Annotated in this window: 18 protein-coding genes and 2 riboswitches; of the genes, 10 read left to right on the top strand and 8 right to left on the bottom strand. The window is 34.8% G+C overall.

From position 1 onward, the window contains the following. Positions 1-98 precede the first annotated feature (98 nt). The 3 genes from BUA71_RS14580 to BUA71_RS14570 form a co-directional block, all read right to left on the bottom strand. On the bottom strand, positions 99-689 hold the full coding sequence (locus BUA71_RS14580; RefSeq protein ID WP_072881065.1) for a DNA polymerase ligase N-terminal domain-containing protein: 591 nt from the start codon (positions 687-689) through the stop codon (positions 99-101). A gap of 67 nt (positions 690-756) precedes the next feature. Further along, complete coding sequence (locus tag BUA71_RS14575) at positions 757-1,236, bottom strand: hypothetical protein (RefSeq protein ID WP_072881064.1); 480 nt, start codon at positions 1,234-1,236, stop codon at positions 757-759. Positions 1,237-1,296: 60 nt separating this feature from the next. After that, positions 1,297-1,500, bottom strand: coding sequence for a dodecin family protein (locus BUA71_RS14570; RefSeq protein ID WP_072881063.1), 204 nt, complete (start codon positions 1,498-1,500; stop codon positions 1,297-1,299). Positions 1,501-2,039: 539 nt separating this feature from the next. Between BUA71_RS14570 and BUA71_RS14565 the strand changes: the two genes are divergently transcribed. The 3 genes from BUA71_RS14565 (at position 2,040) to BUA71_RS14555 (ending at position 4,688) form a co-directional block, all read left to right on the top strand. Next, positions 2,040-3,098 carry a class I fructose-bisphosphate aldolase gene (locus BUA71_RS14565; RefSeq protein WP_072881062.1) on the top strand — a complete coding sequence of 353 codons (1,059 nt, stop codon included), beginning with the start codon at positions 2,040-2,042 and terminating at the stop codon, positions 3,096-3,098. 800 nt (positions 3,099-3,898) lie between these two features. Further along, positions 3,899-4,180: a hypothetical protein gene (locus BUA71_RS14560; RefSeq protein ID WP_072881061.1), complete on the top strand. Its 282-nt coding sequence runs from the start codon at positions 3,899-3,901 to the stop codon at positions 4,178-4,180. Between the two features lie 34 nt (positions 4,181-4,214). Continuing rightward, positions 4,215-4,688, top strand: a complete 474-nt coding sequence (locus tag BUA71_RS14555; RefSeq protein WP_072881060.1) for a hypothetical protein — start codon at positions 4,215-4,217, stop codon at positions 4,686-4,688. 169 nt (positions 4,689-4,857) lie between these two features. On the opposite strand, the gene BUA71_RS14550 is transcribed toward BUA71_RS14555, so the two are convergent. Then, positions 4,858-6,129, bottom strand: coding sequence for an erythromycin esterase family protein (locus BUA71_RS14550; RefSeq protein WP_072881059.1), 1,272 nt, complete (start codon positions 6,127-6,129; stop codon positions 4,858-4,860). 551 nt (positions 6,130-6,680) lie between these two features. Between BUA71_RS14550 and BUA71_RS14545 the strand changes: the two genes are divergently transcribed. Further along, positions 6,681-7,112: a hypothetical protein gene (locus BUA71_RS14545; RefSeq protein ID WP_072881058.1), complete on the top strand. Its 432-nt coding sequence runs from the start codon at positions 6,681-6,683 to the stop codon at positions 7,110-7,112. 363 nt (positions 7,113-7,475) lie between these two features. On the opposite strand, the gene BUA71_RS14540 is transcribed toward BUA71_RS14545, so the two are convergent. Both BUA71_RS14540 and BUA71_RS14535 read right to left on the bottom strand, forming a co-directional pair. Then, positions 7,476-8,534 (bottom strand): helix-turn-helix transcriptional regulator, encoded by a 1,059-nt coding sequence (locus BUA71_RS14540; RefSeq protein ID WP_072881056.1) that lies wholly within the window; start codon positions 8,532-8,534, stop codon positions 7,476-7,478. 144 nt (positions 8,535-8,678) lie between these two features. Beyond that, positions 8,679-9,269, bottom strand: coding sequence for a helix-turn-helix domain-containing protein (locus BUA71_RS14535; RefSeq protein ID WP_139277116.1), 591 nt, complete (start codon positions 9,267-9,269; stop codon positions 8,679-8,681). 1,260 nt (positions 9,270-10,529) lie between these two features. Here BUA71_RS14535 and BUA71_RS14525 point away from each other — a divergent pair. Both BUA71_RS14525 and BUA71_RS14520 read left to right on the top strand, forming a co-directional pair. Beyond that, positions 10,530-13,199: a cation-translocating P-type ATPase gene (locus tag BUA71_RS14525; RefSeq protein ID WP_245812609.1), complete on the top strand. Its 2,670-nt coding sequence runs from the start codon at positions 10,530-10,532 to the stop codon at positions 13,197-13,199. Positions 13,200-13,861: 662 nt separating this feature from the next. Next, positions 13,862-13,906, top strand: a riboswitch (PreQ1 riboswitch). A 3-nt stretch (positions 13,907-13,909) separates the two neighbouring features. After that, on the top strand, positions 13,910-14,533 hold the full coding sequence (locus BUA71_RS14520) for a 7-cyano-7-deazaguanine/7-aminomethyl-7-deazaguanine transporter (protein WP_072881048.1): 624 nt from the start codon (positions 13,910-13,912) through the stop codon (positions 14,531-14,533). A 469-nt stretch (positions 14,534-15,002) separates the two neighbouring features. Here the strand turns inward: BUA71_RS14520 and BUA71_RS14515 are convergent, their stop codons facing one another. Together BUA71_RS14515 and BUA71_RS17975 are read right to left on the bottom strand one after the other, a co-directional pair. Then, on the bottom strand, positions 15,003-15,692 hold the full coding sequence (locus BUA71_RS14515; protein WP_072881046.1) for a haloacid dehalogenase type II: 690 nt from the start codon (positions 15,690-15,692) through the stop codon (positions 15,003-15,005). 132 nt (positions 15,693-15,824) lie between these two features. Beyond that, positions 15,825-16,133 (bottom strand): carboxymuconolactone decarboxylase family protein, encoded by a 309-nt coding sequence (locus BUA71_RS17975; protein WP_139277115.1) that lies wholly within the window; start codon positions 16,131-16,133, stop codon positions 15,825-15,827. A 185-nt stretch (positions 16,134-16,318) separates the two neighbouring features. Between BUA71_RS17975 and BUA71_RS14505 the strand changes: the two genes are divergently transcribed. The 4 genes from BUA71_RS14505 to BUA71_RS14485 all read left to right on the top strand — a co-directional run bounded on the left by BUA71_RS14505 (position 16,319) and on the right by BUA71_RS14485 (position 21,722). Beyond that, positions 16,319-16,597: a hypothetical protein gene (locus BUA71_RS14505; protein WP_072881042.1), complete on the top strand. Its 279-nt coding sequence runs from the start codon at positions 16,319-16,321 to the stop codon at positions 16,595-16,597. A 537-nt stretch (positions 16,598-17,134) separates the two neighbouring features. Then, positions 17,135-17,320, top strand: a riboswitch (cobalamin riboswitch). A 101-nt stretch (positions 17,321-17,421) separates the two neighbouring features. Next, positions 17,422-19,428, top strand: coding sequence for a TonB-dependent receptor plug domain-containing protein (locus BUA71_RS14495; protein WP_072881040.1), 2,007 nt, complete (start codon positions 17,422-17,424; stop codon positions 19,426-19,428). 10 nt (positions 19,429-19,438) lie between these two features. Next, a complete protein-coding gene (locus BUA71_RS14490; RefSeq protein ID WP_072881039.1) occupies positions 19,439-20,578 on the top strand; it encodes a YncE family protein in 1,140 nt (379 codons plus the stop codon). A 25-nt stretch (positions 20,579-20,603) separates the two neighbouring features. After that, complete coding sequence (locus tag BUA71_RS14485) at positions 20,604-21,722, top strand: hypothetical protein (protein ID WP_072881037.1); 1,119 nt, start codon at positions 20,604-20,606, stop codon at positions 21,720-21,722. Positions 21,723-21,825 lie beyond the last annotated feature (103 nt).

The following is a 21,825-nucleotide window of genomic DNA, read 5'->3' as shown; positions in this document are numbered from 1 at the left end:
AATTTTATCGAAACCCAAGTGTAAGGCTGGTTTTAACCGCATCAGGTTCATTAAAAGTTGCCCTTTGTGTCAATTTATTTTAAAGGTTTTTTATTAGACTATTGTTCTTCAGCTGCAATTTCCTCCATACTTCGTCCAGAAACGACACTTTTATTCTCTGTGCTTACAGGATTTCTACGGGCATCAGCCTTATCATCATCTTTTTTAATCAATAACCAGTTTCCTTTCATTTGTCCAGATTTCATTTTTATAAGACTATAACCTCCATAGATTTTTTCACCCTCCAAATAAATATCTATAGCACCTTTTTCATAAGCCGCTTTTAAATCTACAGCTTCGTTATCTTTATTTTTATTCATGCTTCTAAAAGTTCCTTTATCCCATATCATGACGGTTCCGCCACCGTATTGTTTTTTTGGGATAACGCCTTCAAAATTGGCATATTCCTTTGGATGATCTTCTGTTGGTATAGCCATCCTTTTAATTTCTGGATTGGTGCTTGGGCCTTTTGGAATAGACCAGGATTTTAATGTATTATCAATTTCTAATCTAAAATCATAATGTAAATTAGTAGCATCGTGTTTTTGAATAACAAACAACGGTTTCCGGGATTTGTTTTTGGATTGACTCCCTTTTGGTTCCCCGGTAACCTTAAAATCTCGTTTCTTGTTATAATCTTGAAGTGACATTAGATAAAGATTAAAGGGTTTTGTGTAATAATGGCTGTTTTCGCGGTGGTAGTAGCATTTTTAGATATTATCTCGATTTGATATTATCAATTAAAATATAAATTTCGATCCAGTGAAAACCAAGCATTATAAAAATTGAGAATATTATATGAGCTATAATTAATTGAAGATAAAATTCTTTTAAATGAACTTTTGGCGGGTTTTCTGTGATACTGAACATAATACGCCATCCAATACTCCCTACAACGCCTGCTGCAATACCAAAAATCAGCGCCGATAAAATATTTATATTAATAATTTCTACTACATATAAAAGAAGAAAAATAGCGGTGAAAAATAACCCAATAAGAAAATGAAAGATCCATCCTAATACGTTGTTTTTTGAGGGATCAAAATCCAAGCTTTTAGCTCCATAGATAAGCTCATTAAGTAATTCTGGTTCGTGGAACTTTTCTTTCCTTGCCGTACCTGCTAAATAGCTAAACGCAGTCATCGCTGTAGTGGCTGCTACAGAGACTAAAAGAATGTAAATACAGTATATGGCCATTAGTAGTTTTTTAAGAAAAGAAAATAGGGAAGCTCCATTTACTTCCCTATTTAGAAAAATTTAGCTTTCTTTTCTAAAAGAAATTTTAGCATTTACAGCAAAGTTTTTAATTTCACTTCCTTCCACATTCGCATGCATCTCTTTAACATACACAGACTCAATGTTTTTTACACTTTTTGAAGCTTCTTTCAATGCATTACGTACTGCATCATCAAAACTTTCATTAGAAGTAGCGATTACTTCAATAATTTTTACAATACTCATAATATTAAATTTTATTGGTTAATTCTTAAAACTAACAAAGAACAATATAAAGAGCTAATATTTAACTTATTATAACAGGTTGAGTAGATCTATTAAGGAATTATTAAAAAACGAGCGATGTTTTCAAATAACAGCTAAACAGCTTAAGGTAAATTAAATTGGTGGTAAGCAAACCTCGTTTGCTTTTCAAGGATAGGTTTTCTCAGCCCAAGCCTAATATGCTTTTTGAAACATTTGAACAAAAGTCACTTATTTTATAAGGGCTTTTGAAATATTAGACTAAGCAAGTTATTGCATTCTCTCGGACTTCTGCTATAGTATATTCAAATTAGAGCACTAGATGGAATTTGTTATTATTTATTGCAAAAATTATAAGTCTGCTTTAAGATTCTATCTATGTTTATCATAACTTTAGAAATTGCGTAAATTAATAACTATCAGAAGAATGGAGTTTTTTATATCATTCTTGATAACAAATAGCTTAACTTTAGTGGTTTTTGATAATAAATGATTGTTTTATATTGATTTAAATTTTAATTATGGATACATTTGAAAAAGTACAACAAGTATTAGGAGATCAAGCAGAATATTTTCTGGGTCATGAATCAAAGAAAATCCCAAAAGGTAAACTTGCTGCTCCCAGTTCTTGTGTTATTGATAATTTTACAAATTCAGATAGGAGTACTCGCGTTCTTAAGAGTATTTCTGAATTATATAATCACGGTAGATTAAAAAATACCGGCTATTTGAATATTCTACCAATTGATCAGGGCATTGAACATTCGGCGGCTTTTTCCTTTTATAAAAACATCGATTATTTTGATCCTGAAAACATAATTAAACTTGCTATAGAGGCTGGGTGTAATGCTGTGGCCAGTACTAAAGGAGTGTTGGCAATGCATTCCAGGAAGTATGCTCATAAAATTCCTTTTGTAGTAAAACTAAATCATAATGAGTTACTCACTTATCCCAATACCTACGATCAAATTAAATTTAGTTCTGTTATCGAAGCCTGGAATATGGGAGCAACTGCTGTTGGGGCTACGATTTATTTTGGATCGGAAGAGAGTGATCGTCAAATACAAGAAATAGCTTTGGCTTTTGAAAAGGCACACGAGTTAGGAATGGCTACTATTTTATGGTGTTATACTCGAAATAATAAGTTTAACCAAAACGGTACAGATTATCATACAGCTGCAGATCTTACCGGCCAGGCCAACCATATTGGAGTAACGATAAAAGCTGACATCATAAAACAAAAATTACCTACGCTAAATTATGGTTTTCGAGATCTCGATTTAGGAAAATATGATGAGGAGATGTACCAGAAATTAGGTACAGATCATCCTATAGATTTATGCAGGTGGCAGGTGGCAAACTGTTATATGGGGAAAATAGGTTTAATCAATTCCGGAGGAGCTTCCCAGGGAGATTCTGACATTAAGGAGGCAGTTAAAGCAGCTGTTATTAACAAGCGAGCAGGTGGTTCAGGTTTGATTATGGGTAGAAAAGCCTTTCAAAAACCTTTAAAGGAAGGGATAGAAATTTTAAATACGGTGCAGAATGTCTTTCTGGATGGCCGAATAACTGTAGCATAATTCCTAAATTCTTATTTGTGCAATTTTACTTAAGGGAGAAGAAAAGTTTATATTGAATGTTTTAAAAAATATCAGAATTATTAAAATTTAGTTGTTTAAAGTCATTATTCAACAAAAGGTGTATCTATATTTGTCTTGAAAAATTTAAACCATAACTATCCTGATTCATTAATGAAAATGACAATTTTAAGAAATTTTTCCTTGTAGGGTTGAAATTTTTGGGGACTTAAAATTTAAAGTTTTCTTGTGGATGGGATAGTTTTCTAAAAGGTTGGGCAAAAGGAGCAAGATTCTAACTAACCAATCAAGCCTTTTTTAACTTTCTAAACCGACACAATTGCTGTCGGTTTTTTCTTATCCTACACTTTAGGTGGAAATCCATTAACTGATTATTAATCAAAATATTAAAAAAGTATTAAATAAATTTATAGCGTTATTTTTAAGTTGAAAAAAGCAAAACTAAAACGAACATTTCCAATAATTTAGTAAAACATACAACCAACCAAAAAAAGAAACTTATGAATTCTAAAAATTTCCAGAGATAATTTCTACATGTTATTGAGTGGAATTAAAAATATCAAGATATATCTCTCTGCTTAGGCAAACAATACTGTTTAACTCTAGTATTAGTATAAGGTAAAAAACATTTATGCAGTCCTAAGCGTTATGTCTTACACTCTCCATAAAATAAATTCTTCATAAGAAAGAGGCTTATTGTTTTCGCCTGTAATTAAGGGTAACGATAAGCACTATTGAGGTAGTTGTATCTTTTAAATGTTTAATAATTAAAGTTCGTTATTATGAAAGCATCAGACGTAGCAAATTGCTTAAAAAGGTTTAAAAAGAAATATCGTTTTCGTACCAGTGAAAAAGAGCTTCTTGGGAAAATTAAAGATTGTGAAGTGCATAGTATTTCTTATACGGTAGATGGTGGTTTTGATTTAGATACCGGAGAGTTTCATCCTGAAGAAAGAGATACCTGTTATAAGGTAAGAATTAGGTACAAGAGTTTTCCCAGTGGGGAAGTGAAGATGCTTTGTTTAATTGGAGTAAAGAATTATCAGAAAAACGTTTCATACTAATATTTTTTGTAAAAATTTCGAAAATTCATTTACTATGAGAACCACAGCACCAAATTTAAAACTTGAACTATTAAAGGAACTCTATTCCTTAAATTGTGGCGACCAGGCTTTTTATAAAAATGCTTCAAGTTTTGCAAAACGCATCCTATTTCAGAGTTTTTTTAAAAGATTAAGCCGGCAAAAACAATCGTTTTGTACTGCCCTGGAAATTTTGATATTAGACGAAAAAACTGAAGATGAATCACGTGATTTTTTTAATCGTTCTCAAAAATCGAGTAAAAACTGCGATTCATTGAATTGCTTTCATTACTATGATTTTAAATGGAATAAAAATAAGATAATTAAAGAGTGTTTTAAGAAGGAATCTAAGGCGTTAGAAAGATATAATAGAGCTTTAAAACAGTTTGAAGATGAGGAAATTAGCTATTTGTTAGAACTTCACCAAACACAAATACAGCGGATAATTAGAGAGATGAAAGTTATGGGAGTGAATCGTTTCTTAGTTTAAGAGCTTTATAAGCATTGGGTTTTAAAGAATTTGCGAATTTTAGATCGTTTAATTTGTCATAATAGTTATTACAAGGTTTACTAAATTTTTAAAAAACAGTCTTTTATCTGGAACTAAAAGGAAGATGGTAAAGTTCAACAAGAATAATATTTTCTTTTAGTTAAATCTTTCAAATTCCAAAAGGATAAGTTTCCGGAGTAAGCTTTCCATTGGGCTGGATGTTAAGTGGATGTAATGCTTTGGTTTTGTCTATGTACAAAAAAGCATCATACCGACTGGAAACCTCCGACGGAACATAGTTTCCTTTCTCCCGCTGGGGATGATAAACAACACCAATGGCACGATGTCCCTGCCTATAAGAAAAAGCTTTTTTCAATTCTTTATCCTCGTTAAAAACAATAAGTTTATCGCGGGGAGAAATTTTATGTAGCTTATGCTCCAAACTACCTTCAACTCCTTTAGGTACTTTCATTTTTTGCATAGGGGCTTCCCAACTGGATCCTGCTATTACCGAACCTTCATAAGAACCAAAACCTACTAATACTACATCTTCACTTTTATGTTGTTCCCGCACAAGTTGTCCTACGTTTACCAGACCAGAGGCTGTCATATCTGTGGCACGTGCGTCACCAATGTGGGTGTTATGCTCCCATACAATCACTTTTGCATTTGGACGATGATAATCCATAAGGGTATTAAGTGTTTGTACCATATGACGGTCCCGTACATTCCAGGAATCTTCACCAAAACCTACCATGGCTTTATAATACTTCTCAGCATTTACCATCACCAGAGCGTTTATTTCAGCATTTAAATCTGCTTCCTGTTCAGTATCGTAAGTGTGAGCTTTTTTACGTACCTTCTTTAATAAATTAATCACCTCTTTTTTACAGCCTTCGGGAGAGTTTCGAAAAATTCTGTGGTAAGCTTCATTTTCTATATAGGGCTCAAAACAATGAAAAGCCTCCCTGGCAAGCTTTGCAGTTTCAGGATCTTCTTTCTGTAGATACTTCACCATGATATCTAAAGAATCCCATAGACTATAGACATCCAGGCCGTAAAAACCTATTTTTTGATCATCAGTTAAACGTTCATTGTGCTTTTTTAGCCATTGGGTAAAAGCGGCTGTCTCCCAATTGGCCCACATCCAGGTCGGCCAGCGTTTAAATTTGCTTAGTACCTTTTGAATACTATCGTTAGAATTATCAATATTTTTGACCCATCTATTGATATGGTAACAATCTGGCCAATCTCCTTCTACGGCAATAAAAGAAAAACCTTTTTCTTCAATAAGACGTTTGGATATTTTTGCTCTCCAGGTGTAATATTCATGAGTTCCATGGCTAGCTTCTCCTAAAAGTACATAGTTGGAGTCTCCAATACGATCTATTAAAGGATCCAGATCTTCGGAAGATTGAAGCGGATGAAAATATTTTTCCATATTTATTTTTTTATTTTCTAAAGTTTATCTGGGATGCTTTTCTCATTCAAATAGCCTATACAAATTATATCAAATTTAATTTACTATTTAATTTTAGGAATAGCAAAATTCTTAATTATGACATATTATTGGTAAGTTTTATACCAAAAAAATAAACCCACTTAAGATCTTTAATTTAGCTAAATATCTTAATTGTCACTATATTTCTAAGCTACCTTATTAAAAACATAGAAGCAATTGAAATTTTAAAAAACTAAGCAATTGTGTTAGAAAAAGTAGCAAATTTGTTATTTGTTTAAATTTTAATCTTGGTGAGTTTATTATTTCCTAAATCTTAATTATGTTAATTTTTGAAGCTATTTCGCTTCTTTTTTATTATAATATGCGGTACTTGGATTTAGGATTTAAATCTTAGCGATTCGGGTGTTTTCCCCCCTATTTTTCTGCGATCCAACTTTTAAAATTTTATAAGATTAAGAATTTTTATAATTAGAATACAGGACTATTTTATACAAACACGGGAATAACAATCATCGTTTAAATATTTGAAGATGTCTGGAAAAAATTTATTTAGTTGGATTTTTGCTGGTCTAGGGTTGGGCATAATTTTATTTTTTCTAATAATTTTACACTCCTCATTTTCGGGGAATGGAGATTCTGAGCAAACCCTGCAGGCCCTTAAACATTATCAAATTAGCATATGGTGTGGTTGGCTTTTATTAACAGGTGCAAGTACTTATCTTAGGTGGACAAAAGGTATACACACCTTATTCATTATCACTTACACTAGTGCTTTTATCGCTTTTCTTTTCTTCGGATATTACTTGAATTTAGGTGTAGAAAGAAACCTTTGGGATATTCCTAATGTATATGACAAAAAGCTATTCTTTGTCATACTTAAAAACATTCTTTTAATCTGCGGAATGACAGCTTTCGTGCACGCCGCTATCTGGTGGTTTTCTAAGCGATGGCATAGGCGTTAACTATAAAGTAAGTTTTTTGCCGTTTTAATTGTCGGGCTTAATTATACAGCTTGATCAAATCCTATTATTTTTGAATTCGAAATTAAAGTCACCGTTTATTTCAAAATTTGGAGAAAAACCTAATTTAGTTTTTGCTTGAAAGAACATTCTTAAAGAAAAATAATAACGCAAGAGGAACTATTCGGTCTGGACAAATACCTTTTATCGTCAGAAGTTAATGCCCTGGAAGAAAATAACTTCTGCTTTAAGTTATTTTTTAAGACCGAATAGTATTATAAATAAGTCTGGATAAAGTAAGCAATTTTTCAGGTTTAAAAGCGGCTTTATCCGCAGTACCTTTAACGCTTTTAGTGTTTTATAATGTTATTTTTCATATTTTTTCTGAATTCGTTGTTGCTTTTCTGTAAAGTTGGTCTTTCGAAACTGTAAGGGGGACACGCCATAAGCTTCCCTAAAAATTTTAGAAAAATAACTTTTACTATTTAAGCCTATAATTTCAACGATTTCTCCCATTTGCTTGTCAGTATTAAGCAGTAAATAGGAGGCAAGGTCTAAACGTTCCTGTTTTACATAGCCATTAACGCTTTTGCCATAAACTTTTTGAAAACCATCTTGCAACTTATTGGCGTTTAGACCAACTTGTTTTGAAATATCTTCTATAGTTCCTAAATCACCAAGATTATTTTTAATTACCAAAGTCGCTTCGTCGATAAGTTTTACTTCTATACGGGATAACAAACCCTTGGTGCCATCACCATCTTTTTTTAAACTATCCTGGTAGTGTAAAATTTCTTCGCCCAACATATTGTAGGCGATTCCTTCCAAAAATATCCTTCTTGCAAAATCACCATCTCCCAGATCTAAAATCTTATTAAATAGATGAGCAATTACCAGGCTGTAATATCCTTTAAAATAAAAACTCTTCACCGCTTTTACATCGTTAAAAAGATCGGATAGCGTTTTTTCTAAAGTTTTTAATTCACATTTTAATTGTTCCCTAAAATCAAATCTAGTGACCTCTAAACTATTAATGGCCGTCTTATTATTTCCTTTAAAATAAAGTATGTGCCCGTTATTTCCCGAACTGGCCACAATAGCATTTTGGTACTGCTTTATTTTATGTAATTCTTCTTCATTTTCGAAGCGATGATGAAATTCCCCTTCTAAACCGTATAAAAATTTTAAAGGATGCACGTCATTTACAATAAATCGTATTTCGAGATCCTCTTTAAAAGTACAGTCATAACGTATAAGTCCCAAGCCATTTTGAAAATCTATAGCTTTAATAGTCCCTTCGCCCCATTCTGGGGGAATTTCAAGGGTGAATTCGCTGCATTCCTGTATCAACTTAGTGTTAAGAGAATCAGAGATATCCATGATGACTTTGTCTAACGGAATAGAATTACTTTGTATAATGTTCATTATTATGTTTTTTGGCAGGTTTTTTATAAGGTACAGGTTTTTATGGACAAAAACTTGATTTTTAATGTCTTATTCTAAGAGCTAAAATTGCTATTAGGCTAAATAACCATACTTATTTTTAATTAATTGAATATTAATAGATCGTTATAAGGATATTTGGGTTATTTTTTTTATGGACTTTCTAAGTTTGGAGGGTGTTGTGTGATATTCCTCTTTAAAAATCTTGGAAAAATAGCTCTTACTGTTAAGCCCAATTTTATAAACAATTTCAGAAATACTATAGTCGGTACTCATTAAGAGGTTTTTAGCTATATCCAGTCTTGTTTTTTTGACGTATTGATTTACAGAAAGACCATATAAATGCTGAAAACCGTCTTGCAGCTTATTTACATTTAAACCAACTGTTTTCGCCAATTCATTAATAGTTCCGAGGTCAGCAATTCCGTTATTAATAATTTGAATAGCCTTTTTAATCAATTCAACTTCAGATTTTCTCAGAAGAGACTTTTCATCTTGTTTCTTAATATCGTCCTGATATTCTATAATTTGCTGTGACAATATTTGATATGCTATACTTTCAAAGAAGATTTTTCTTAAAAAACATTCCTCAACAAAAGTGGTCATCTCTACAAAGGAATCTGCCAATTGCAGACTATATTGACCCTCATGATAAAATTGATGTTTTGCATCCACATCTAAAAACAGTTTTTCCAGGCCGTTATGAAGGCTTTCCAATTCACAACCGAGGTTTTCTCTAATTTTTTTTCGTATAATTTCCAAACTGAATATACAAACCCTTCTATTGGCTTTGAACCATAAAATATGGCCATTATGGTTAGCACTTGCTACAATTGCACGTTGATATTGTTGTATTTTATGTTTTTTGCGATGATTCTGAAAGCTATGTTCAAAGAACCTTCTGTACAGTATAAAAATTTGAGAAGGTGAATTGTATTCTTACTAAATTCAATTTCCAAATCTTCCCTAAAAATACAATCGTATTGTAAAATGCTTAATCCATTATTAAAATTAATCCCTTTAATTATACCCTTGCCAAAATTAGGTGGTATGTTGATACTATATTCTTCACAATGCTCAATGCAATATGTTCCAAAGGCTATTGCGAGTTCTCTAACCACTTTATGTAGGGGAGAGAATTTATTTTTATGGATTTCACACTTGTTTAATTTTTAAAGAATCGAAATTAATTTATTTTAAGAGGAAGCCAGTGTCTTATGGCTTTTTGAAAGTGATTCTATTAAAATTTGTGGGGTTAACGACTTTTTTCTTGCCTTAAACAAAAAATAATGATGGCTATTTAAAATTTCAAGCATTGATGATCGATACAAAATATAACCGAATAGCACGTTTCTTTTTATAACAAAGTCATTGAACGATTTCATAACTACCTTCTTTGCTATTTGAATCTTCAGGCAAAAGAGTTCGTTGTAGAAACTATGATTATCCGTTAATTACAATTTAGTCCATTCTCTTTTTTTCTGCAGCCGCAAGGATCTTGCTTCATTACGGGACAGGAGTAAATTTCAACTTAACTACTAAGTTTGAAAATTAACTTAAAGAGCTCGTAAATGTTAAGTTATAGACCTTTTGATTTATTAATTTCAAAAAGCTGTTAGAAAACAATAAATAAAGCTGAAGTTTAAAAAAGTAGTTAACCATATAAAGTACGGTAAACCTGGAATTCAGATTGTTCTTAAGTTTTTCTACACTATAATTAACTAATCGATTATTAGAGGGAATTAAGATTTTGCGGAGTAATTAAAAATTTTTAGTCTAGTTTCTCTCAATATTTTAATAAATCTTGCTTGTGCTGTGGTTTAATGAGATAGCTGAAAATATGAGTACTGTTCTATTGGAAAAGTTAAGTCGCAAGGTAGTTTAAATAAAGTGTATTAACCTGTTAAAGTACGTTAATCAAACGGTATGATAAAATGAATTTTTATAATTTTTAAAACATTTAAAAACCAACTACTTGTGGAAAATTTTTACCAAAAAGAACCTGATGAAGTAACCGAAAAATTCGGGGTAAATCCTGAAAAAGGCTGGAGCAAGAATGAGGCTAAAAAAGCGCTGGAAGAACACGGTCGCAACAAATTAGAGGAACACGAAGGTAAAAGCATTTGGGAAATCATTTTGGCGCAAATCAATAATCCCGTAGTTTACCTGTTGATTGTAGCTACGGTTTTAGCTTTTGTAATGGGAGATTTGGCCGAAGGGATTGCCATTACCGTCGTGCTTTTAGTCAACACCATTATTGGTTTCTGGATGGAGTATCAAGCGCAGCAATCTATGCAGGCCATTAAAGAAATAGACAAAGTAAAAGCTAATGTACTTCGGGACGGGAAAGAAGAAAAAATTGATGCCGAAGAAGTAGTTCCCGGCGATATTTTAATTGTTAATGCAGGCGATTTAATCGCCGCCGATGCTCGTGTGATCGAAGCCACCGAATTTAAAGTAGATGAAGCCGCGCTAACAGGCGAATCGGTTCCGGTAGATAAAAAACCTGAAACTATACAAGAAGAAAAACAAGTAGCCGACCGCAAAAATATGGTCTACAAAGGGACACCGGTTACCGGCGGAAAAGGAAAAGCCATTGCCGTTGCTACGGGCATGAATACTGAAATGGGCAGTATTTCGGCTATGGTGCAAGATCAGAAAGCCAGCCAAACGCCTTTAGATAAAAAACTGAACAAACTCACCAAAGTACTTATTTACGTAATTCTTGGGCTGGCAGCAGCGTTTTTTGCTTTTGGTTATTTGGCGGGAAAAGATGTGTATTTATTGGTACAAACCGCTATTGCCTGGGCAATTGCTGCCATTCCCGAAGGTTTACCCATTGTTGCCAGTATTGCGCTGGCACGCGGAATGCTTCGGCTTTCCAAACAAAATGTACTTATAAAACGCTTGAGTGCCGTGGAAACCCTGGGCGAAACCACCGTTATTTTTACCGATAAAACCGGCACGCTTACTCAAAACGAACTTACCGTTAAAGGGTTTGCCATTCCGGGAGATACATACTGGAAAGTAAATTGGGAAGACGACCAACCAAAACTTCCCGATGCCGAGGATGCAGAAAATCAGGATAATTTTCAAGCTTTATTCAAAATAAGCGTTCTCGCCAACGATGCTTCCTTGCAAGAAGATGACAATGGTGCCAAGGGCGATCCGTTGGAAATTGCTTTACTGAATTTTACCAACGCTTTCAATAAAGAGAAATTTCAGCAACATCAACAATTAGAACGAAAATTACACGATCCTTTTGATTCCGATTCAATGGTGATGGGAGCAGTTTATAAAGTAGAAGACGGATATTATATGGCCGGAAAAGGCTCTGCCGATAAAATTTTAGAACGCTCCAAAAAGATTTTGATTGATGGCAAAGTAAAAGAGCTTAAAGAAGAAGATAAAAAACACTGGCTCGAAAAAAACGATCAACTTTCTAAAGATGGCTTGCGCGTATTGGGCTTCGGCTATAAAGAACCAAAAGAACTTCCGGAAGGCGAAGCCGAAGAAGATTTTCTGTATGAACTTGTTTTTGCCGGTTTGGTAGGCTTTATAGATCCGCCGCGAACCGAGGTAGCCAATAGTATGGATATGACCAAAAACGCCGGAATAAAAGTTGTAATGGTTACCGGCGATCATCCGGGCACGGCACAAAATGTCGCCAAAGAAGTACACCTTGCGGAAGAGGAAGACGAGGAGCAGGAAAGTGTTGTCCACGGAAAAGATATGGGCGAAGAATTGAATAAAGACGCTGAAAAAGTACTCGCTACCAAAGTTTTCTCACGTGTAACGCCAGAACAGAAACTAAAATTAATCGAATTTTACCAAAACCAGGGAGAAATTGTGGGAATGACCGGCGATGGCGTAAATGATGCGCCCGCCTTAAAAAAAGCTGATATTGGCATTGCGATGGGAAAACGTGGTACACAGGTAGCCCAAGAGGTTGCCGATGTAGTGCTAAAAGATGACGCCTTTCAATCTATTGAGCTCGCCATTGAGCAAGGCCGCATTATTTTTGGCAACATCCGTAAATTTGTGGTGTATCAACTTTCGTATCATTTAAGCGAAATTATCATCATCGCATTAATGAGTTTTACGCTGTTTGTGTTGCCAATTTTGCCTTTGCAATTATTGTTTCTCAATTTACTTTCCGATGTTTTTCCCGCGCTGGCTCTGGGAATTGGTCGCGGTAACCCGGGAGTGATGGACCTGCCGCCCAAAGACCCGGAAGAACCTATTGTTACTAAAAAGAACTGGACCCAAATTGCCGTTTACGGACTTATAATTGCGGCAAGTGTGAGCGGTACTTATTTCTATGCGCATTTTGTATGGGAAAGTCCCGAAGATATTACCAACAACATTGCCTTTTTTAGTTTGGCATTTTCACAATTCTTGCACGTTTTTAATATGCGAGATGGCACCGAATCTTTTTTTAACAATCAGGTAACGCGCAATAAATATGTTTGGATGGCCGTGGCTTTGTGTTTTGTAACCGTAATTGTAGCGTACTTTATTCCCGGTCTGGCCGAAGTTTTTAACTTTCAGGATCTGGAAACGCGCGTTTGGATACTTATTGGCATTGCCAGTTTATTGCCAAGTGTTATTATTCAGCTGATTAAATTTATAAAGAAAGATTTTTAGATACTAAAATATATCTTTCGTAGAGAATTTTTTAATAATTAAATTATTAGAGAAATTCAGTTCAGCGTCAAAAACGACAATTACTGACTGGATTTTGGAAACCTATTTAAACTTCCGGGTATTGGTATTTTGCTTACATAAAAAGGGTAGGGGCAGCGGTGGCTCGGGAAGTAGGTCTAAATAACTACAATGAATTATAAAAACACGGAAAGTGGTATTACTTGAAAAAATGAAATTCTATTAAAGCGAACGCTATTCCCAATCTTAAGTTTGGAATGGAATGAATTCTTCCGCGGGGCGGAAGGTGTAATGCGATGGACAACTAAAATTTGGGATTGTGTTCAAGACTTTGGGAAGAAAGCCTCTTGCCTGGGATTTAGTCTTACGATTAAAAGCTTTTCCTCAGTTAAGTCGAAAAACTCAGGAAAGGTTATTTAGTTAAATGCAGGATAATGGGTTGATGGGTTATAAAATTGAAATATCCTCATTAAGACAGAAATTAAATCGAATTTGACTTCTCAGATAAAAATTGGAATAAAATGATCTTCTCGCTTTTAAGGCATGATTTGCCATTGGAGAGTTCCAGTTTTTTAAATTCAACTTTAATGATACCCAAAACGTTCAAAAGACAGTTATTTTGCACCTTCAATTTACCATTAATGAGACCAGTGGTTCGAAATTCTCCCACATTAAAAAACTAAAAAAGGCATATGTCCTCTAAACAAAAGCTGGTATTATTACTAGTCGTGTTTCATATCTTTATTATTGCCTCAAGCAATTATTTAGTACAGTTTCCTATCAATGTTTTCGGGTTTAAGACTACCTGGGGTGCTTTTACATTTCCGTTTATTTTTTTGGCTACGGACCTTACAGTGCGACTTTTGGGCGCAAGATTAGGACGACAAATTATTTTTTACGCCATGTTTCCTGCCCTGGTAGTTTCTTATCTAGTCACGATTGGCTTTCGTTCCGGTCTTTGGTTAGGGTTTGACGCGCTCTTCAGCTTCAATCTTTTTGTAGCTCGCATTGCTATTGCCAGTTTTTCAGCCTATGTGATAGGACAGATTTTAGATATTTTCGTGTTTAATAAACTTCGGCAACACCCACAGTGGTGGCATGCTCCTCTGGCTTCAGCTATTTTCGGGAATTTTATGGATACACTAAGCTTTTTCACTATCGCATTTTACAAAACTTCAGACACTTATCTCGCTGAAAATCTGGTTGAAATTGCCACCGTGGATTATATCTTTAAAATAATGATCAATGCTTTGTTTTTTCTTCCACTATATAAAGCGATTTTAGATAGGATTTTGAAAAGAATAAAAAGAACATAAAAAACCGGAACATTTTTAAGATCTCTAAAGATTGCTAGGTTCATATTTAAAGATAAGCGAGTTACGAGACTCATACTTGTGAACTCCTGGAAGACTTTCCACATACTACTCTCTTTATGAGGATATATCTACAGAAAATAGAAAACCTATGCTAAAAGTTTTAGTGCTGCTTTTCTGAATGATAGTAATTTAACCATTCTCATTGGCTGCAAAAATCTACTTTAAATGGAGAGTCAGTCGAATATGTTTGATTATTTTTACTCGTTCTAAAAAATGAATTTATTTATTGATAATATCAATTATATGTATTCAAAAAGTAAAATAGATTCTTTCCTATGTACTTGTGTTATTCTTAAAGACGTTATAGGAGCAAACCCTGTTTAATTCTCATAGTTCGATCTTCCCAATAGTTAGTAGGATGAATCCAGGCAGGCTTGCTTCGAAGTTCTGGCTTAAGTGAGTAAATGCTCTATTTGTATGTTACAAGAATATCTGCTAACTTTTTTAAGTCGGGTTCTGTTAGCTCTGTTTTTGGCGCCAGGGGGAATTTTTGCTGTCCTGGTCTGCTAATGAAAGCAGCTCGCCAACCAGCCCAAACTGCGCCAGCAACATCCCAACCATGAGCTGCTATAAGCATGCAGTCTTCAGGTTTTATATTCATTTTTTGAGCGGCCCACTCATAAGTCTCGGAAAAAGGTTTGAACTTACCAATATCTTCAACACTTAGTACTTCATCAAAATAGGCTGTTAAATCTGCATGTTCAAATTGATTTTTTACACTTTTGTTAGAGGAGTTTGTAAAAGCAGCCAGTTTATAACCTGCTTTTTTTAAGGCGGATAATGCCGGTTTAACGTCTGGATGTGCCGGCAAAGCTCTTAGAGATTTCATGATTATTTTATGGGCGTCTTTTTCTAATATTGAAATCCCATTATTTGCTGCTACCATTTGTAGTGTAGCGGCTCCAATATCTTCAAAATGTTCATATTGTTCGCTCGCAGTGGTGACTAAAGAATATTGTAACATTGTAGTAAACCATAATGACAGCAAATCTTCTCTCCCATTTAAAGCTTTGCTTACCGAAGCTTTCATCTTAGTAAGATCTAAAAGTGTTTCATTCACATCAAAAAATAGAGCTTTTGGACGTTTTTTTTCTAACATATATTTTATTTTTTTTGAATATTTCTAAAAATAAGATTAGTCATAACCACACTCAAACTCTTATGATTCCTATGGTTTGATAAAGCACTGGTTGTTGTGTGACTTTTTGACTTGACATTTAATTGCAATAGTTCAATGTTTTCTCCAGGCATATTTCTCAAAACCTTTATCTAAAGGCATTTCCGCAATATAGTTGGTGTAATTACTTATTACCTTTTGGGATAAACCAAGAATAATTTCCAATAAATGTCTTTGATTATAACCGGCTGCAAAGAAAGGTTCTAATTCCTTGCGTGTTATATTGCCACGGCTTTGGGCAACCGATAGCGCAATTTCATGCAAAAGCATTTGCATCGAAGTAGTCTCAAAACCATTGCGCCAGAATAAATTCATAGCTTTTTCAAGAACTTCCTCTTCTTTATATTCTTTCTGTCTAGCCATAATTATTATCTCACTCATCCAATCTAAACGATTGGTTAGTTATAATAAAATGTTTGGGATAATTTTAATAATTTTAAAAAGATTTACTAAAATTTATATTCTTAAAAACCAGGTCTGTTCTCGTTTTAGTTCGGTTCTTTTTCATCATAAATAAGTTGTATCTTTACGGCAGATTTTAGTCTGTTATGTCCCAGCAAATTAATAACCAAAATAATAACCCCAATCAATCTGATTTAGAAGCGCGGAGTTCTACAAATTCCTTTAAAAAAGCGAAAGAACAGGAGAAAGATACCAAGCATGTTTTAGAAGAAGATGTTGCACAAGAGCAGTCTTTTTCAGAACGCTGGAAAACCAATCGCTTTTGGGTAATTCGCGCAACCTATCATATTTTTTATTCAGTTTGGATAGTTGTCATGGCCATTGGGGGTCTTATCGCCTGGTTAATAGCGCTCCTATTTATATGATGCGAAATCTTCCATTAAGATGCTTACATTTCTCCGTTTTCTTTTTTATTCTAGTATTTACTGGCGTACAAATTTGTAAATATTACGCTATAAATAGCCCTAATTGGATTTTTAATCATCTCAATGATTTTTTGGTAACTCCTATTGTGGCGACTTTGTGCCTGCATGGCGTGTGGTTTATAAAAAAGGATAGAAGTATAAGATTAGATCTTTTTTCAATTGCTAGCCTGGTTCTTCTTTTTTCAATATACTTTGAATATTTTTTACCACAACAGTCTTATCGCTATACCGGTGATGTGTGGGATGTATTTTGTTATTTTCTAGGTGGCTTAGCGTTTTATCTTTTGCAGAAAATAGAGTAGGGGACTTTTTTTACTCTTTCAGAGTTTCTTATCCTACATGGCCTGCATTGTTGTTATAAAATTCTTTTCGCTCGTGTTGATCTCCCAAAATTCTCGATTTTGAGTCTTAAAAATACCTTTGAAAAACTTTTATTCAAAAACCTTAATATATTCTAAAAACTATATCTAGATTTGCATTTTATTTTTTAGCAATGGTTGCCTACCTGCGTAGGCATTAAAAAGGGAATCTGGTGAAATTCCAGAACTGTCCCGCAGCTGTAAGCTTTTTGATGAAGCCCAATAATTGGTCACTTTCTTTTTTAGATGGGAAGGCCGGGTGGATAAAGCAAGTCAGAATACCTGCCATTTCTTTTTAATTCATGTAAAGCTTTCGGGGATTGAAGCTTGGATTAGTTATATAAACTCTTCTATTGTAAAGGAGCGGTTTGTCGCTCTTATTCTTCCTCGTATGCCTGTATCGTTATGAGGAAGTATCTAAAATATATTACCATTTTATCTTTTTCGGGGCTACTACTTTGTTCTACCTTGCTTGTAGGCCAGGAACGGGATACCATATCTCCTATTGAATTACAGGAGGTGCTGTTAAGTCATCACAAAAACGACTATGAATCTCACAATTCTCCATCTCCCGTGCAAGCTATTTCGGGAGAAAAGTTAGAAAAACTGAATACTTTAAATGTAGCTGATGCATTGCGATATTTCAGCGGAATTCAATTAAAAGATTATGGTGGCGTTGGGGGCATAAAAACGGTGAATGTACGCAGTATGGGGTCGCAGCATACTGGTATTTTTTACGACGGAATTCAACTGGGAAATGCCCAAAATGGGCAGGTTGATCTGGGGAAATTTTCTTTGGAAAATATGGAAAAGGTGAGCCTTTACCAGGGGCAGCGCACCGCAATGCTCCAGTCTGCAAAATCCTATGCTTCAGCCAATACGATTTATTTAAAAACGAAAACCCCGGAATTTTCAGTTGCTAAAAACTATAAAATTTCAGCTGGCATACGCACCAGTTCCTTTGGGCTTTTTAATCCTTCATTAAGCATTAATTATAAAATAAACGATGCTATTTCTGCTCGTGTAAGTACAGAAATGGTGAAAGCAGATGGGAAGTATAAATTTCAGTATTCCAATGGAGTTTACGATACTACTGCAACTAGAAACAATGCAGATATAATTTCTTATCGCCTGGAAGCTTCCGTTCATGGGAAGCATAAAAACAGGGACACCTGGAAGGTGAAATATTATCATTATGATTCTGAACGAGGCTTGCCCGGAGCTATCGTGGCCAACAGGTTTAATCGGCCGCAAAGACTTTGGGACCGGGGGGATTTTATTCAGGCAGATTATAAGCATGAATTCGGGGATAAATACACTATTAAAATCCGTGGTAAATATGGCGAAAATTTTTCCAGGTATTTAGATCCTGAAATCGTAACCACAAAAGGACTGCTTGACAATAAATACGACCAACAGGAATATTATTTATCTCTGGTTCATTCTTACAAAATTAAACCATATTGGACTTTAAGTTTTGCCACAGATTTTCAGCATAATGCCATGCAGGCCAATTTGTATCGTTTTGCCTACCCAAAAAGGAATTCCCTGCTAAACGTTCTGGCTTCCAATTTGGATTTTGATTGGTTCAATCTCCAGGTAAGCCTATTAAGCACCGGTATTTATGAATCTGTAAAGTATTATGAGGCTGCCGATGATTTTCAGGAATATTCACCGTCCCTCCTTTTTAATGTTCAGCCTTTTGCTTCGCCCAATTTCAGGATACGGGGATTTTATAAAAATATTTTCAGAATGCCAACTTTCAATGATTTGTACTACACCTTTGTTGGCAACACTTTTTTAGCTCCCGAATATTCCGATCAAATTAACCTGGGTTTTTCCTGGCAAAAAGACCAGGGCAATACATTTTTCAACATAACCAGCGATATCTATAAAATATGGATTACAGATAAAATAGTGGCAGTTCCCGGTACTAACCTGTTTAGGTGGACTATGCTTAACCTGGGAGAAGTAGAAACAAATGGGGTAGAAACCAATATCACTAATTCGGGAAAAATAGGAACAAGCTTTAATTATACGGCAATCCTTACCTATACGTTTCAGGAATCTCTAGATGTTACTCCCAGGGGAAACAGCTATGGCCAACAAATCCCTTATATCCCTAAACATAGCGGTAGTTTAAGTCTTATGACCAACTATAAAAACCTGAACCTCAATTATAGTTTTATTTACACCGGGGAGCGATATAGCCAAAAAACCAATATTCCATCCAACTATTTACAGCCCTGGTACACGCACGATATTTCTACCAACTACTCCCTTCGATTTTTAAAAAATCCATTAAAAGTTGGGGTAGAACTGAATAATGTTTTAGACCAGCAATATGCGGTAATAAAGAATTTCCCGATGCCCGGCCGGTCATTTCGGGTAAACCTTAATTATGAATTTTAAATAAAAAAGTATGAAAAAATGCTGTTTATTATTGATTATTTTATGCGGAATGTTTTCCTGTCAAACCGATGATCTCAACACAAAAGACGAATCCCAAAACCCGGAAACACCAGGTGAAGGCGAGCCGGACACCTCAGCCTCTGTAAAAGGTTTTTACCTGCTCAATGAAGGCAATATGTCTATGAACAAGGCCTCGTTAGATTTCATGGATTATGAAACGGGGGAATACAATAGAAATGTATTTAGTGAGGCTAACCCCAATTTAGTAGGTGGGTTGGGAGACGTGGGGAACGATTTGGGAATATACGGTTCAAAATTATATGTGGTAGTGAATGCCTCCAATAAAGTTGAAGTGCTTCAAGCAGAAACCGGAGAGCGTCTTAAACAAATAGACATAGATAACCCCAGGTATTTGACTTTTTATAAAGGAAAGGCTTATTTAAGTACGTATTTAGGAGCAATTGGCGATCCCAGCGCTCCAAACGGAATCGTGGCCGAAATTGACACTACCAGCCTGGAAATTACCCGTCGGGTAGAAGTAGGCCGGCAACCGGAAGAACTGTTGGCTTACAATGATAAAATTTATGTAGCTAACTCGGGAGGCTATAGTCCTCCAGATTATGAAACTACTATTTCGGTAATTGACATCAATAATTTTACCGAAACCAAACAAATAGAAGTGGCCAAAAACCTTCATCGCTTAAATATTGATAGCGAAGGAGATCTATACGTGACCTCGAGAGGGGATTACTATGAAATTCCTTCAAAGTTATTTGTAATAGATACCGAAAAAGAAAAAGTAAAGAAAAGCTTTGATATTGGAGTTAGCGATTTCACGATACATAAGGATATTGCCTATATGTACAGTACAGAGTTTAGTTATATATCTGGCGATTATACAATAACATACAGCATGTTAGATACCCAAACAGAAACTTTTCTGGATAAAACTTTTATTGCTGAAAACTACCGAAAACTTATTGAAATGCCTTATGGGATAGCAGTGCATCCAGAAACCGATGACGTGTTTATTACCGATGCTAAAGATTACGTGACGCCGGGTAATCTTTATTGTTTCACTCCCCAGGGAGAACTCAAATGGTCTGTGGAGACCGGCGATATTCCCGCCCATATTGCTTTTAAATATTAATTACTTAAATCTTAAATAACAAAAAATGAAAAAGAGTTACAAAAAACCAATCGCGGCTTTTTTTGGTCTTTCCTTTCTAATTACGTCCTGTTCTAAAGATGACGAAGTTGAAATTTTAGAACCTCAAATTGCTATGTCTAAACAAGAAAAAGAGCATCAGGTTACTGTTGGCGATAGTTTGGAATTTGCAGCAATAAATGAAAATAATGCGGTTTATACTGAAAAATGGTCACTTGGCGACAGTACTGTGACTGATACTGATACCTATGTTTTTACACCAAAAAATTCAGGGAACTATATGCTTTCTTATGAAGCTTCTAATGAAAGTGGATCATTTAATTATGAATACGAAATAAATGTAGAACCTAAAATAAGGCCCATAATCGAAAACAGTAATGCCTATGTCTCTAAACTTTTAGCATACAACCCGGCTCCCGGGCAATTTATTAATAAAAGTCCGGGGAATTTAGAAAGTGCCCAGGGATTAATTGGAGGTCGTGGACTTTTAAGCCTGGGCGCCTGGGGAGGCACTGTAAGTTATGCTTTTGACCATACGGTGATGAATCACGAAGATAAAAATGACCTAATTATCTATGGAAATCCCTTGCCAGGTTTCGCCGAACCCGGTGTTATTTATGTGATGCAAGATGATAATGCCAATGGATTAGCAGATGACATCTGGTATGAAATTAAAGGATCTGCACATGGTTTGGAAGAAACAGATAGAGGTTATAAAATAACATATTTTAAACCAGAAACAGCGGCAGATGATGTCGCCTGGGAAGATAGTAACGGGAATACCGGGGTGGTTGCAAAAAACGCATTTCATAAACAAGCTTATTATCCGGAATGGATTAAAGAAGACTCCTACTCCATTTCAGGAACGATATTGTCTTATGAAAATATAGACATGAGCAATCCTTCCTATATCACCAGCTTACCTTTTGAATACGGTTATGCCGATAATACCAGCGGTGGAGATTATATAGACCTTGCAGATGCTATTGATGCCGAAGGCAATCCAGTAAATTTAAGCGGAATTGATTTCGTGAAAATTCAAACTGGAATACAAGCCAATATGGGCTGGCTGGGAGAATTATCTACAGAAATTGTAGGAATAGCAGATTTAAGTTTAATCGAATAATATTTTTTCTGTATATCCGTAAACATTCCTAAATACCGGAAAATATCCTATATTTGATTAAATATTTAGATTTAACATTATGGATATATTTTCCTTTGGCGTC

The sequence above is a fragment of the Salegentibacter echinorum genome (assembly GCF_900129445.1).
Lineage (GTDB): Bacteria > Bacteroidota > Bacteroidia > Flavobacteriales > Flavobacteriaceae > Salegentibacter > Salegentibacter echinorum.
The sequence above is the reverse complement of the archived record's forward strand: the minus strand, read 5'-3'. Positions and strand labels throughout refer to the sequence as shown.

What these genes read in the sequence shown, in the direction of transcription:
- BUA71_RS14580 (WP_072881065.1), bottom strand. Translation starts at nt 689, where the DNA reads ATGTCACTTCAAGATTATAACAAGAAACGAGATTTTAAGGTTACCGGG.
- BUA71_RS14575 (WP_072881064.1), bottom strand. Translation starts at nt 1,236, where the DNA reads ATGGCCATATACTGTATTTACATTCTTTTAGTCTCTGTAGCAGCCACT.
- BUA71_RS14570 (WP_072881063.1), bottom strand. Translation starts at nt 1,500, where the DNA reads ATGAGTATTGTAAAAATTATTGAAGTAATCGCTACTTCTAATGAAAGT.
- BUA71_RS14565 (WP_072881062.1), top strand. Translation starts at nt 2,040, where the DNA reads ATGGATACATTTGAAAAAGTACAACAAGTATTAGGAGATCAAGCAGAA.
- BUA71_RS14560 (WP_072881061.1), top strand. Translation starts at nt 3,899, where the DNA reads ATGAAAGCATCAGACGTAGCAAATTGCTTAAAAAGGTTTAAAAAGAAA.
- BUA71_RS14555 (WP_072881060.1), top strand. Translation starts at nt 4,215, where the DNA reads ATGAGAACCACAGCACCAAATTTAAAACTTGAACTATTAAAGGAACTC.
- BUA71_RS14550 (WP_072881059.1), bottom strand. Translation starts at nt 6,129, where the DNA reads ATGGAAAAATATTTTCATCCGCTTCAATCTTCCGAAGATCTGGATCCT.
- BUA71_RS14545 (WP_072881058.1), top strand. Translation starts at nt 6,681, where the DNA reads ATGTCTGGAAAAAATTTATTTAGTTGGATTTTTGCTGGTCTAGGGTTG.
- BUA71_RS14540 (WP_072881056.1), bottom strand. Translation starts at nt 8,534, where the DNA reads ATGAACATTATACAAAGTAATTCTATTCCGTTAGACAAAGTCATCATG.
- BUA71_RS14520 (WP_072881048.1), top strand. Translation starts at nt 13,910, where the DNA reads ATGTCCTCTAAACAAAAGCTGGTATTATTACTAGTCGTGTTTCATATC.
- BUA71_RS14515 (WP_072881046.1), bottom strand. Translation starts at nt 15,692, where the DNA reads ATGTTAGAAAAAAAACGTCCAAAAGCTCTATTTTTTGATGTGAATGAA.
- BUA71_RS17975 (WP_139277115.1), bottom strand. Translation starts at nt 16,133, where the DNA reads ATGGCTAGACAGAAAGAATATAAAGAAGAGGAAGTTCTTGAAAAAGCT.
- BUA71_RS14505 (WP_072881042.1), top strand. Translation starts at nt 16,319, where the DNA reads ATGTCCCAGCAAATTAATAACCAAAATAATAACCCCAATCAATCTGAT.
- BUA71_RS14495 (WP_072881040.1), top strand. Translation starts at nt 17,422, where the DNA reads ATGAGGAAGTATCTAAAATATATTACCATTTTATCTTTTTCGGGGCTA.
- BUA71_RS14490 (WP_072881039.1), top strand. Translation starts at nt 19,439, where the DNA reads ATGAAAAAATGCTGTTTATTATTGATTATTTTATGCGGAATGTTTTCC.
- BUA71_RS14485 (WP_072881037.1), top strand. Translation starts at nt 20,604, where the DNA reads ATGAAAAAGAGTTACAAAAAACCAATCGCGGCTTTTTTTGGTCTTTCC.